The organism is Halopseudomonas laoshanensis (assembly GCF_008365385.1).
Taxonomy (GTDB): domain Bacteria; phylum Pseudomonadota; class Gammaproteobacteria; order Pseudomonadales; family Pseudomonadaceae; genus Halopseudomonas; species Halopseudomonas laoshanensis.
Map to the genome: position 1 here is coordinate 89,520 of NZ_QOVF01000003.1, position 12,514 is coordinate 102,033.

Below are 12,514 nucleotides of genomic sequence, written 5' to 3' on the forward strand. Positions count from 1 at the left end.
CCGATAAAAACAGTGCATTAATGGAGCAGTGATGGATACGATTGACTTGTTTGCCATGCGCGAGCGCTTCGATAACCAGCAGATCATGCTGTGCTTCAACGGACCTATCTCTCGCAGTCTGATTGAGGAAATTGGCAATGCATTGCGCAATTACCTCAGTGCCGATCACGCGCACCCTTCCGCCGCAATGGATGTATTCGCGGTGTATATCGAAATGACCCAGAACATCAGCCACTATGCTCGGGTTCGCGGCTGGAGCGAGCAGGAGTCCGGCGCTACGGTCGTCGTCTCGCGTGATGAAGAGGGTCATTATGTGGTCTCGGCCGGCAATCTGGTAGAGCACGCGGACGGCGAGGCGTTGCTGCAAGCGGTCGAAGACCTGGCAGGGCTGGACAAGACCGAGCTCAAGGCTCGGTACAAGGAACAACTGCGCAAACCGCGTGACGCAGAGAAAACCACTGGTGCAGGACTGGGCCTGATCGACATCGCACGCAAGTCCAGCCAGCCGCTTCATGCCTCTTTGCGCCCAGTGGCCGAGGGTCGTGGTTTTCTCAGCCTGCGCGCTGTTATCTGAAGGTAAGCGAGTTATATAACATGACTGATTTTTCAATACCCGGCACTCAATCCACCCCAGAGATCCGCAGCGACTGGGATGCCGGATTGCTTTACATGCAAGGCGATTCCTATCCGGAAAACTCCTTCGAGCTGTTCGGCCAGGTGCTGGACTGGATTGAGCAATATCTGCGCGAAACAGGCCGTCCGCTAACGCTTGAACTGCACTTGCTGTACCTCAACACCAGCAGCATCAAAGCGCTTATGGACATCTTCGATCAGCTTGAAGCGGCCCATGGCGAGGGCAAGAGTGTTCAGGTGAACTGGCGTTACGACCCGCGCAACGAGCGCGTCGCAGAGCTGGCTGAAGAGTTCAAGGAAGATTGTACGTTCCCCTTCGACATCCTCAGTGGCTGATTATGACCGGCACAAACAAGTCCCTCGAAGAACAGCTGGAAGAGCTTCTGGGCGACGACGCCAACCGATCCAACCCGCTCTACGCGCCGCTGGAAAACCTGTGGGCAACGCACCGCGATCTGGCTCGACGGATTGATCGGATCAGTCGTATTTCGGATGCCTATCAGAGCCTTACCAAGGAGAAAGAGCAGTCCCTGACCGAGCGCATCAACAAACAGCTGCGTCAACTGAGCAAGGTGGCAAGAATTTCCGACCACTATCAGAAGATGATGCATGACCTTAACCTGGCGCTGCGCGAAGCCTCCAACCATGATCCGTTGACCGGCTTGGGCAACCGCCGGCTGCTACTGGAGAGGCTCAAGGAGGAAACCGAGCGCGCGCGCCGTTACAGCCGCCCGTTCAGTATCGCCATGCTGGATATCGACCGCTTCAAATCGATCAACGATGAGCACGGCCACGAGCTGGGTGATCAGGTCCTGGTGGAAGTTTCCCGGGTACTGGATGCTGAGGTGCGCGAACAGGATCTGTGCGGGCGCTGGGGAGGAGAAGAGTTTTTGGTTCTACTTCCGGAAACCGGGCTGGAGAAAGCCGCGCAAGTCATGGAGCGAATCCGTTCAGCTATAGCTGGCCTGGTCGTGCGCATTGGCGAAGATACCATCAGTGCGACCACCAGTATCGGCGTGGCCGAGTACCAACCGGGCTTCAGCTATTCAGATACCATCAATCAGGCCGACGTGGCCCTGCTGCTGGCCAAACGTTCCGGTCGCGACCGCATCGAGCTGGCGGTAGCCGCCAGCTGATCGCTTCGGTCAGCGCCGGTAGTCCTCGTCGTCCTCTTCCAGGGCAAAGTCGTTCTTGCTGCCCATCAGCTGCTTGCCGTCGGTTTCCGAACCCAGCTTGATCAGCAGGCGCAGATCGTTGGCCGAGTCGGCATGTGCCAGGGCATCTTCATAGGTAATCTCACCCTGGCTGTAGAGGCGGTACAAGGCCTGGTCAAAGGTCTGCATACCCAGCTCGGTAGAGCGCGCCATCAACGGCTTGAGCTCGTGCACTTCACCCTTGCGAATCATGTCTGCGGCCAGCGGCGTGTTGAGCAGCACTTCAATCGCAGCGCGGCGACCCTTGCCATCCGGCGTCGGAATCAGCTGCTGGGCGACAATCGCCTTGAGGTTCAGCGACAGATCCATCCACACCTGCTGGTGCATTTCGGTAGGGAAGAAGTGAATGATGCGGTCCAGCGCCTGGTTGGCGTTGTTGGCGTGCAATGTGGCCAGACACAGGTGACCGGTTTCGGCGAAGGCCACGGCGTGGTCCATGGTTTCCTTGGTCCGCACTTCGCCGATCAGAATCACATCCGGCGCCTGACGCAGGGTGTTCTTCAGCGCCACCTCGAAGGAATCGGTATCGATACCGACTTCGCGCTGGGTGACGATGCAGTTCTGATGCTGGTGAATAAATTCGATCGGGTCTTCGATGGTGATGATGTGACCGCTGGAGTTCTTGTTGCGGTAGCCAATCATTGACGCCAGCGAGGTAGATTTACCGGTGCCGGTGGCGCCAACAAAAATCACCAGACCGCGCTTGGTCATAGACAGCTTTTTCAGCACCTCCGGCAGGCGCAGTTCTTCCATGCTCGGGATATTAACTTCGATGCGGCGCAGCACCATACCCACCAGGTTGCGCTGGTAGAAAGCACTGACGCGGAAACGGCCAATGCCACGCGCACTGATGGCGAAGTTGCACTCACGCTTTTCAGCAAACTCGCGGCGCTGGGATTCAGTCATCACCCCCAGCACGGTCTCGCGTGTTTGCTCAGGCGACAGCGGCGTCTTGGTGACGGGCAGGATCTTGCCGTTGACCTTCATGCTCGGGGCAACGCCGGCGGTGATGAAAAGGTCAGAAGCACCCTTCTCGACCATCAGCCGCAATAATTTCTCAAACTCCATGATGTGCCTCTTCTCACTTCCGAGTGCAGGCAGTGACGCCTGCGCCGCTGTAATGGCCGCGCTTTAGAAACTGTCGGTGTTCTTGGCTTTCTCGCGCGCACTTTCCTTGGTAACCAGGCCCTTGGCAACCAGGGCCTTGAGGCACATATCCAGCGTCTGCATGCCGATGTTGCCACCGGTCTGAATAGCGGAATACATCTGCGCAACCTTGTCTTCACGAATCAGGTTACGAATCGCCGGCGTGCCGATCATGATCTCGTGGGCCGCAACCCGGCCGCCACCGATCTTCTTCAGCAGCGTTTGCGAAACCACCGCCGTCAGTGACTCGGACAACATCGAACGCACCATGGATTTTTCTTCGGCCGGGAACACGTCGACTACCCGGTCGATGGTTTTTGCCGCCGAGGTGGTGTGCAACGTGCCAAACACCAGGTGGCCGGTTTCCGCGGCGGTCAATGCCAGGCGAATGGTTTCCAGGTCACGCATCTCACCGACCAGGATGATGTCCGGGTCTTCCCGCAGTGCCGAGCGCAGGGCTTCAGCAAAGCCGAGCGTATCGCGGTGCACTTCACGCTGGTTGACCAGGCACTTCTTCGATTCATGCACGAATTCGATCGGGTCTTCGATGGTCAGTACGTGCTGGTATTTGGTGTTGTTCAGGTAGTCGAGCATTGCCGCCAGGGTGGTGGACTTGCCCGAACCAGTCGGGCCAGTGACCAGCACCAGACCACGCGGCACATCGGAAATCTTCTTGAACACATCGCCCATGCCCAGATCGTCCATGCTCAGGACCTTCGAGGGGATGGTACGGAATACCGCACCGGCGCCACGATTCTGGTTGAAAGCGTTAACCCGGAAGCGCGCCACACCGGGCACTTCAAAGGAGAAGTCAGTTTCGAGGAACTCTTCAAAATCCTTGCGCTGCTTGTCGTTCATGATGTCGTAGATCAGACCATGAACCATCTTGTGATCCATGGCCGGTACGTTGATGCGGCGTACGTCGCCATCGACACGAATCATGGGCGGCAGTCCGGCCGACAGGTGCAAGTCCGACGCGCCCTGTTTGGCGCTGAAGGCTAACAGCTCGGTAATATCCATAGGGTTCCCCATAACAACCAGCAAGCATGTAGAATGCCAGAAGATTTTATTAGATTGGCAGGTATTAATGTCCGTAATGTCTACGATAGCAGAGAATATTGCAAACGTTCATGAGCGTATTCAGCGTTCTGCGGTCGGTGCCGGACGAAATCCCCAGGAGGTGACGCTGGTCGCGGTCAGCAAAACCCGTCCAGCCAGCGCGATCCGTGACGCCTGGGCTGCCGGCATCACCCATGTGGGCGAAAATTATCTGCAGGAAGCACTGGATAAACAGGCGCAGCTGGCAGACTTGCCGCTGACCTGGCATTTCATCGGCCCGATCCAATCGAACAAGACCAAATCCATCGCCGAACACTTCGACTGGGTGCATGGCGTAGACCGGCTGAAAATTGCCCGGCGCCTGTCCGAGCAGCGCCCCGCCGAGCTGCCGCCGTTGAACATCTGTTTGCAGGTGAATATCAGCCGCGAGCCAAGCAAGTCCGGCGTCATGCCGGAAGAGCTGGCGGCGCTGGCCGCCGAAGTTGCCGAACTGCCCAATATCAAGCTGCGTGGGCTGATGGCGATACCTGCGCCGGCGCAGGACAGCGTAGGCCGCCGCGCCCCGTTAAAAGCACTCCGCGAAGCTCTGGAAGCATTGCCCTTGCCGCTGGACACCCTGTCCATGGGCATGAGCGATGACCTGACCGAAGCGGTTCAGGAAGGCGCCACGCAAGTACGTATTGGCACCGCGCTGTTTGGCGAGCGCAACCCCACTCCACCCCCATCCGCGCAAGGATAAACCCCATGAGCACTCCGACCATCGGATTCATCGGCGCCGGCAATATGGCTACCAGCCTGATTGGCGGCATGCTGCAGCAGAACATCAAGGCCAGCCAGATTCTCGCCAGCGATCGCACCGCCGAGCAGGTCGAGCGGCTGGGCAAGCAATTCGGTATTCGTACCAGCACCGACAACGACCTGCTCGCCGCCGAATGCGACGTGCTGGTACTGGCGGTCAAGCCGCAGGTGATGCAGGCGGTTTGCCGTGCACTGCCGGCCGAGCGCAAACCCGGCCAGTTGATCATCTCGATTGCCGCAGGCATCAGCTGTGCCAGCCTGGAAAACTGGCTGGGCGCAGGCAGCGCTATCGTGCGCTGCATGCCCAATACGCCGTCGTTGCGCCGCCAAGGTGTCAGCGGCCTGTTCGCCAATGCCCAGGTCAGCGACACGCAAAAGCAACAGACCGAAGCTATCCTCAACGCCGTGGGCATCAGCCTGTGGCTGGAGCGCGAAGAGCTGATCGACGCAGTCACCGCGGTATCCGGCAGTGGCCCGGCGTACTTCTTCTACATGATGGAAGCCATGACCGCGGCCGGCGAGCAGCTCGGCCTGCCGCGTGACACCGCCGAGCGCCTGACGCTGTTTACCGCCCTGGGCGCCGCCGACATGGCCGTGCACAGTGACGTGGACGCAGCCGAACTGCGCCGCCGGGTCTGCTCCCCCGGCGGCACCACCGAGCGCGCGATCAACAGCTTTGCCGAAGATGACCTACCCGCGATCGTCGCGCGCGCCATGCAGGCCGCCGCCGCACGCGCCGCCGAAATGACCAAAGAACTAGCCTGAGGAAACCGCATGAACAGCCTTAATATGGCCGCCATCTATATCGTCCAGACCCTCGGCAGTCTGTACCTGCTTATCGTGTTGCTGCGCTTTGTGCTGCAACTGGTCAAGGCCGACTTCTATAACCCGGTCTCGCAGTTTATCGTGCGCGCCACCAAGCCATTGCTGATGCCCCTGCGTCGAGTGATCCCCGGCTTTGGTGGTATCGACTTTGCCTCACTGGTACTGGCGCTGATCCTGCAGATGCTGCTGATGACCGTGATCATCAAGTTGATGGGTTATGCGTTGCCGAACGTGCTGCAATTGCTGGTCTGGTCGATGGTCGCGCTGACTGCGCTGTTCCTGAAGATTTTCTTCTTCGCGCTGATTATCAGCGTGATTCTGTCCTGGGTCGCACCGACCAGCAGCAATCCCGCGGCGCTGCTGGTCCACCAGCTGTGTGAGCCGGTGCTGGCACCGATCCGCAAGATTCTGCCGTCCATGGGCGGGCTGGATCTGTCGCCGATTTTCGGCTTTATCGCGCTGCGCCTGTTCGACATGCTGATCATCGCCAATATCGCCGCCGCCACCGGCATGCCGCGCGGGCTGACACTGGCGATCTGATCCGGCGATGTCTTTCTACCAGTGGCGCGGCGCCGATCTGATCCTGGATTGCCACCTGCAGCCCGGCGCCAAGACCATGGGCTTTGCCGGGCAACACGGCGAGCGGCTGAAAATCCGCATCAGCGCCCCACCGGTTGATGGCAAGGCCAATCTGTTGCTGCTGGCCTTTCTGGCCGAGGAATTCGCCGTCAGCAAGCAGCAGGTCAGCCTGCTCAGCGGCCAGCAGAGCCGGCAGAAACGCGTACTTGTCCAGGCGCCCGAGCGGTTGCCAGAGGGGTTGGCCATAGCCCCGCCGGGAAATATTGCGTCCAGCGATGGCGCTCTTTAGACTGGCGCCTCGATTGTTGGCACCGCCCCTGGCTGGCCACCGCCAACCTATAAAGGAACTGCCTATTCATGTCGACATTCCCTGCCGACTCCGTCGGACTGGTAACACCCCAGCGCCTTAGCTTCAGCGAGCCGTTGAAACTCGCCTGCGGCAAATCCCTGGAACAGTTCGAGCTGGTGTATGAAACCTACGGTCAACTGAATGCCAGCCGCAGCAATGCGCTGCTGATCTGCCATGCGCTGTCCGGCCACCATCACGCCGCCGGCTTTCACAGCGCCGATGAGCGCAAGCCGGGTTGGTGGGATGCCTGCATCGGCCCCGGCAAGGCGATCGACACCAACCGTTTCTTTGTTGTCAGCCTGAACAACCTCGGCGGTTGCCACGGTTCCACCGGTCCCTCCAGCATCAATCCGGCGACCGGCAAGCCCTATGGCGCCAGCTTCCCGGTACTGACCGTGGAAGACTGGGTACACAGCCAGGCGCTGCTGGCCGACCAGCTGGGCATCGACACCTGGGCCGCTGTGGTCGGCGGCAGCCTTGGCGGCATGCAAGCGCTGCAATGGGCGATCAGCTACCCGCAGCGTATTCGCCACTGCCTGGCGATTGCCACCGCACCGAAACTCTCGGCGCAGAACATCGCCTTCAACGAAGTAGCGCGCCAGGCGATCATTACCGATCCGGATTTCCACAACGGCGATTACGCCGCCTTCGGCGTGATCCCCAAACGTGGCCTGATGCTGGCGCGCATGGTCGGGCATATTACTTATCTGTCAGACGACTCCATGGGCGAGAAATTCGGCCGCGAGCTGCGTACCGATGTGCTCAATTACGACTTCACCAGCGTCGAGTTCCAGGTGGAAAGCTATCTGCGCTATCAGGGCCAGGAATTCTCCGAGCGCTTTGACGCCAACACCTATCTGCTGATGACCAAGGCGCTGGATTATTTCGACCCCGCCGGTGCCCATGATGGCAACCTGGCGAAAGCGCTGGAAGGTATTCAGGCGCGCTGCATGGTCATGTCTTTCACCACCGACTGGCGCTTCTCGCCGGCGCGCTCACGCGAACTGGTCGACGCCCTGCTCGCCGCTCGCAAGCAGGTCAGCTACCTGGAAATTGAAGCAGCCCAGGGCCACGACGCCTTCCTGCTGCCGATTCCCCGCTATGTGCAGGCACTGCAGGCGTACATGAACCGTATCGAGGTGAATGCATGAGCATGCGCGCGGATCTGGAAATCATTCAGGAATGGATCAAACCCGGCAGCCGCCTGCTGGATCTGGGCTGTGGCGACGGCGAACTGCTGCGCTACCTGTCCGAGCAGCGCAAGGTTACCGGCTACGGTCTGGAAATCGATCCGGAGAAGATCAACGCCTGTATCGACAACGGCGTCAACGTGATCGAACAGAACCTGGACACCGGCCTGAGCAACTTTGGCGACAATACCTTTGACAGCGTATTGATGACCCAGGCGCTGCAGGCCGTGCATTACCCCGATCAGGTGCTGGAAGAAATGCTGCGCATCGGCCGCGAAGCGATCCTGACCTTCCCCAACTTCGCCCATTGGCGCTGCCGTTTATATCTGGGTACAAAGGGCCGCATGCCGGTCTCCGAGTTCATGCCCTACACTTGGTACAACACGCCCAATATCCACTTCTGTACTTTCAAGGATTTCGAAGCGCTGTGTCGCGAACGCTCGATTCGCATCCTTGATCGATTAGTGGTCGACCAGACCCATCGCAGCGGAGTGCTCAGCGGTCTGTGGCCGAATCTGTTGGGCGAGATCGCCATTTACCGGGTTACCCGCTAGGCCCATTGGCCTTTGAAAGGAGAATCATGATGTTTCGCGCCCTGCTCTTGAGCCTGCTACTGCTGCCTGCTCTGGCTAACGCCCAGCAAACAAGCCCGCAACGCTTCGGCGATATGTTGGTGTACTACAACACCTTCAACAGCAGCTATCTGCTGCCGGACATCGCCGCGACCACCGGGCTGACGCGCGGACCTAATCATGGCGTCGTCAACATCGCCATCCAGCGCGAAACGCAGGACGGCCCCGTCGCCGTCGATGCCTTGCTTACGGGTAACGTGACCAACCTGTTGGGGCAGAGATCGCCGCTGCGTTTTATTCGCATACAGGAAGAAGAGTCGATCTACTTCGTCGCCAATTACACCGCTACTCAGCGCGGCTTGTTGCGCTTTGAAGTGGAAGTGCGCCCCAGCACCGGCGGCACCACGCAAACCCTGCGCTTCCAGCAGGAGTTCTTCCCCGATGAGTGATACACGCCTGCCCTTCCAGCAGCTGGTCCTGGCCAGCGGCAACGCCGGCAAGCTCAAGGAACTGCAAGCGATGCTCGGCGAACAGGTGACTGTGTTGCCACAAAGCCAGTTTGTAGCCACTGAAGCGGTGGAGGACGGACTCAGCTTTGTCGAGAACGCCATTATCAAGGCGCGACACGCCTGCCGAGCCTCGGGATTACCCGCACTGGCGGATGACTCGGGCATTGCCGTGGATGCACTGGCCGGCGCACCCGGCATCTATTCCGCTCGCTACGCTGGTGCCGGCGGTGACGCAGCCAACAACGCCAAGCTTCTGCAAGCGCTCGAAGGGTTACCGCCCGAACAACGCGGCGCGCGCTTTATATCCGTGCTGGTACTGATGATGCACGCTGAAGACCCGACGCCGATCATCTGCGAAGGCGTCTGGCACGGCAGTATTCTTCACTCAGCCCGGGGCGAGCACGGCTTCGGCTACGACCCGCTGTTCTGGGTACCCGAAGCCAACTGCTCCAGCGCCGAACTCAGCCCGGCAGACAAGAACCGCCTGAGTCACCGCGCCAAGGCCATGTTTCAGCTGCGAGCGCGGCTGGGATTGGCGTGACCCCGTCTAACGCTGCCAGCCTGGTATTGCCGCCCCTGGCAGCCTACGTACATATCCCCTGGTGCGTGCGCAAATGCCCCTATTGCGACTTCAATTCCCACGTCAGCGAACGGGGCCTGCCCGAAGCTGAATATATTGATGCGCTGATTGCCGATCTTGAACTGGACCTGCCCGGCGCCCAAGGGCGGGAACTGACCTCGATCTTCTTTGGCGGCGGTACGCCGAGCCTGTTTTCTGCAGAAAGCCTCGGCCGGCTACTGGATGCCATGGCCAGCCGCCTGAACTTCGCCGCGGATATCGAAATCACCCTGGAAGCCAACCCCGGCACCTTCGAACAGATCAAGTTCGCCGGCTACCGCGCGGCAGGCATCAATCGCCTGTCGATTGGCATTCAGAGCTTTAACGCCAAACACCTGAAAGCGCTGGGCCGCATCCACGATGACAAGGAAGCCTTGGCCGCTGTAGCCATGGCGCGCAAGGCCGGCTTCGACAACCTGAATCTGGACCTGATGCACGGCCTGCCGGATCAGTCGCTGGACGACGCCATGGCAGATATCAACCAGGCCATCGAGCTGGGCCCGGAGCATCTGTCCTGGTATCAGCTGACGCTGGAACCCAATACCGTGTTCTACAGCAAGCCGCCGATCCTGCCGGTGGAAGACACCCTGTGGGCCATTCAGGAAGCCGGTCAGGCCAGGCTGGCCGAAGCCGGGCTGGCGCAATATGAAGTCTCCGCCTATGCCCAGCCAGGCCGCCAGGCCCGGCACAATCTCAATTACTGGCAATACGGCGACTTTCTCGGCATCGGCGCCGGCGCGCACGGCAAGCTGAGCCATGCCGATGGTCGTATCGAACGCTATTGGAAAACCCGTCTACCCAGAGATTATCTGGACGCCGCCAAGGACTATTGCGCCGGCCGCAAAGTCATCGCAGCCGCTGACCTGCCCTTCGACTTCCTGATGAACGCCCTGCGCCTGAGCGACGGCGTACCTACCGCGTTCTATCTGGCGCGCACCGGCCAGCCCATTGAAGCCATTGCGCCACAGCTGAACGAAGCCGTACGCAAAGGCCTGCTCGAACCCTGGGACCAGCAACTGCGCCCGACCGAGCGCGGTCGGCTATTTCTCAATGACCTGCTTGAGATGTTTCTTTAGGCATACGCCAAACCCTTACGCGGCGAAGGGTTTAACGCGTTGGTCTAAACTTGTAGCTTGCCGCTTGAAACTTGCAGCTTGGGCTCTGCCCCCATACAGTATTGCAAACTGTCTCATTTACAGAGGTGCCCCATGTCTCCCTTTCTGTTTGCCACCACCGCCCAGATTCTTTGCGAGTCCGGTTCGGCCATTCGCCTGGCCGAACTCTGCAAGGAGCGCGGTGCCAATCGTGTGATGATCGTGACCGATCCGGGCATCACCAAACTGGGCATGCTCAATGACATCCTGCCCGGCTTTGCCAAGGCCGGCATGGCCGTGGAAATCTTCGACGCCGTGCAGGCTGATCCGCCAGAATCAGTAGTGATGGCAGCGGTAGAACAGGGCCGCGCGATGAAGGCGGATCTGGTCGTGGGTTTCGGCGGCGGCAGCTCGATGGACGTCGCCAAACTGGTGGCCTTTCTTGCCCACCCCGGCTGCCAGCAGCAACTGGCCGACATCTACGGCGTCGGCAATGCCAAAGGCCAGCGCCTGCCGCTGATCCAGGTTCCGACTACCGCCGGTACCGGCTCGGAAGTCACGCAGATCTCCATCATCACCACCGGAGAAACCACCAAGATGGGCGTCGTCTCGCCGATCCTGCTGCCAGACATGGCCTTGCTGGACGCCGACCTGACCCTAGGCCTGCCCCCGGCCGTCACCGCCGCCACCGGTATTGATGCGATGGTGCACGCCATTGAGGCTTACACCAGCAAGGTCAAAAAGAACCCGCTATCGGACATGCTCGCCCGCGAAGCCCTGCGCCTGCTAGCCGCCAATCTGGATGAAGCCGTTCACAACGGCAGCAACCGTGAAGCCCGCCAAGGCATGCTGCTCGGCGCCCTGCTGGCCGGCCAGGCCTTTGCCAACGCCCCGGTTGCAGCAGTACACGCACTGGCCTATCCGCTGGGCGGGCATTTCCATATCCCCCACGGCCTGTCCAATGCGCTGGTTTTGCCCGCAGTAATCGAATTCAACGCCTCGGCCGCAGAAGATCTGTACGCCGATCTGGCACCGCTGCTGGTCAAAGACCTGAAGCCCGGCAATGCCGCCAGCCTGACCGCACAACTGGTCTCAGAATTGGCCGCGCTAAGCCCACGCTGCAAGCTGCCGACACGCCTGCGTGACGCCGGGGTACCGGAAGATATGCTGCCGCAATTGGCCAAGGACGCGATGCTGCAACAGCGCCTGCTGGTCAATAACCCACGGGAGCTGACTGAGGCGGATGCGCTGGCGATTTATCGCAAGGCGTACTGATTTTAAAGGTTTTTGCCCGCAGCCAGCTCAACGCTAAAGCAGCCTTGGGCGACACCCGCAGTAGACCGTCTGCGCCCTGGATGGGCGCTGCCGAGCCCCCAGGGACGGGTTTATGGCGTGTCTACGGAGGGTGTCGGTCAAGGCAGCGGGTATATAGAATCCATCATCACCGTCAAACCGCCTTCAGCTGAACCAAGTTTCCCGAGAAAAGACTTCTGATATGAGTGAAAAACAAACACGCAGCGACTACCCCCACCTACACCCCATCACCACCCGCTGGCACGACAATGACGTGTACGGGCATGTAAACAACGTGGTGTACTACAACTACTTCGACAGCGCGGTAAACAGCTGGTTGATCGAACAGGGTGGGCTGGATATTCATCAGGGCGATCAGATCGCCTTCGTCGTCAGCTCCGGCTGCGACTACTTCGCCCCCATCGCTTTTCCTGAAACCATCGAGATCGGCGTGCGTGTCGCCAAGCTCGGCAACAGCTCAGTGCACTATGAATTGGCGGTGTTCAAGGCAGGTGTCGAAGAAGCCTGCGCCGCAGGCCGCTTCGTGCATGTATTTGTCGAACGCGCCAGCAACCGCTCCTGCGCAATACCCGCAGGGCCCCGCGCAGCGCTGGAGAAGTTGCTGGTCTGAAGA

Annotated in this window: 16 protein-coding genes; 14 read left to right on the forward strand and 2 right to left on the reverse strand. The window is 59.9% G+C overall.

Annotated features, from left to right (window positions below; genetic code table 11):
* Positions 1-31 precede the first annotated feature (31 nt).
* The 3 genes from siaB to siaD are packed head-to-tail and all read left to right on the forward strand — an operon-like array spanning position 32 to position 1,769.
* Positions 32-574 carry a biofilm regulation protein kinase SiaB gene (gene siaB, locus DT594_RS11175; RefSeq protein WP_149332748.1) on the forward strand — a complete coding sequence of 181 codons (543 nt, stop codon included), beginning with the start codon at positions 32-34 and terminating at the stop codon, positions 572-574.
* A 20-nt stretch (positions 575-594) separates the two neighbouring features.
* Entirely contained in the window at positions 595-969 is a 375-nt protein-coding gene (gene siaC, locus DT594_RS11180; protein ID WP_149332749.1) for a biofilm regulation phosphoprotein SiaC, read from the forward strand.
* Positions 970-971: 2 nt separating this feature from the next.
* A complete protein-coding gene (gene siaD / locus DT594_RS11185) occupies positions 972-1,769 on the forward strand; it encodes a biofilm regulation diguanylate cyclase SiaD (RefSeq protein WP_149332750.1) in 798 nt (265 codons plus the stop codon).
* A 9-nt stretch (positions 1,770-1,778) separates the two neighbouring features.
* Here siaD and DT594_RS11190 read toward each other — a convergent pair whose 3' ends face one another.
* Together DT594_RS11190 and DT594_RS11195 are read right to left on the reverse strand one after the other, a co-directional pair.
* A complete protein-coding gene (locus tag DT594_RS11190; protein ID WP_149332751.1) occupies positions 1,779-2,915 on the reverse strand; it encodes a PilT/PilU family type 4a pilus ATPase in 1,137 nt (378 codons plus the stop codon).
* Positions 2,916-2,978: 63 nt separating this feature from the next.
* Entirely contained in the window at positions 2,979-4,013 is a 1,035-nt protein-coding gene (locus tag DT594_RS11195) for a type IV pilus twitching motility protein PilT (RefSeq protein WP_149332752.1), read from the reverse strand.
* A gap of 76 nt (positions 4,014-4,089) precedes the next feature.
* Here DT594_RS11195 and DT594_RS11200 point away from each other — a divergent pair, with 76 nt between their 5' ends.
* The 11 genes from DT594_RS11200 to DT594_RS11250 all read left to right on the forward strand — a co-directional run bounded on the left by DT594_RS11200 (position 4,090) and on the right by DT594_RS11250 (position 12,511).
* A complete protein-coding gene (locus tag DT594_RS11200; RefSeq protein ID WP_149332753.1) occupies positions 4,090-4,791 on the forward strand; it encodes a YggS family pyridoxal phosphate-dependent enzyme in 702 nt (233 codons plus the stop codon).
* Positions 4,792-4,796: 5 nt separating this feature from the next.
* Positions 4,797-5,615, forward strand: coding sequence for a pyrroline-5-carboxylate reductase (gene proC / locus DT594_RS11205; RefSeq protein ID WP_149332754.1), 819 nt, complete (start codon positions 4,797-4,799; stop codon positions 5,613-5,615).
* Between the two features lie 9 nt (positions 5,616-5,624).
* Positions 5,625-6,215, forward strand: a complete 591-nt coding sequence (locus DT594_RS11210) for a YggT family protein (protein ID WP_149332755.1) — start codon at positions 5,625-5,627, stop codon at positions 6,213-6,215.
* 7 nt (positions 6,216-6,222) lie between these two features.
* Positions 6,223-6,543, forward strand: a complete 321-nt coding sequence (locus DT594_RS11215) for a DUF167 family protein (RefSeq protein ID WP_149332756.1) — start codon at positions 6,223-6,225, stop codon at positions 6,541-6,543.
* A gap of 68 nt (positions 6,544-6,611) precedes the next feature.
* Complete coding sequence (gene metX, locus DT594_RS11220) at positions 6,612-7,754, forward strand: homoserine O-succinyltransferase MetX (RefSeq protein ID WP_149332757.1); 1,143 nt, start codon at positions 6,612-6,614, stop codon at positions 7,752-7,754.
* Positions 7,755-7,756: 2 nt separating this feature from the next.
* Entirely contained in the window at positions 7,757-8,347 is a 591-nt protein-coding gene (metW, locus tag DT594_RS11225) for a methionine biosynthesis protein MetW (RefSeq protein WP_096346584.1), read from the forward strand.
* 26 nt (positions 8,348-8,373) lie between these two features.
* Positions 8,374-8,814 (forward strand): DUF4426 domain-containing protein, encoded by a 441-nt coding sequence (locus DT594_RS11230; RefSeq protein WP_149332758.1) that lies wholly within the window; start codon positions 8,374-8,376, stop codon positions 8,812-8,814.
* The gene (rdgB, locus tag DT594_RS11235; RefSeq protein WP_149332759.1) at positions 8,807-9,415 is read left to right on the forward strand and encodes an RdgB/HAM1 family non-canonical purine NTP pyrophosphatase; all 609 of its coding nucleotides are present in this window, start codon (positions 8,807-8,809) and stop codon (positions 9,413-9,415) included. The genes DT594_RS11230 and rdgB overlap by 8 nt, the downstream gene beginning before the upstream one ends.
* Positions 9,406-10,569, forward strand: a complete 1,164-nt coding sequence (hemW, locus tag DT594_RS11240; protein ID WP_149332760.1) for a radical SAM family heme chaperone HemW — start codon at positions 9,406-9,408, stop codon at positions 10,567-10,569. Before rdgB ends, hemW begins: the two co-directional genes overlap by 10 nt.
* A 132-nt stretch (positions 10,570-10,701) precedes the next feature.
* Positions 10,702-11,862, forward strand: coding sequence for an iron-containing alcohol dehydrogenase (locus DT594_RS11245; RefSeq protein ID WP_149332761.1), 1,161 nt, complete (start codon positions 10,702-10,704; stop codon positions 11,860-11,862).
* 220 nt (positions 11,863-12,082) lie between these two features.
* Complete coding sequence (locus tag DT594_RS11250; protein WP_149332762.1) at positions 12,083-12,511, forward strand: acyl-CoA thioesterase; 429 nt, start codon at positions 12,083-12,085, stop codon at positions 12,509-12,511.
* The last annotated feature ends 3 nt before the right edge of the window (positions 12,512-12,514 follow it).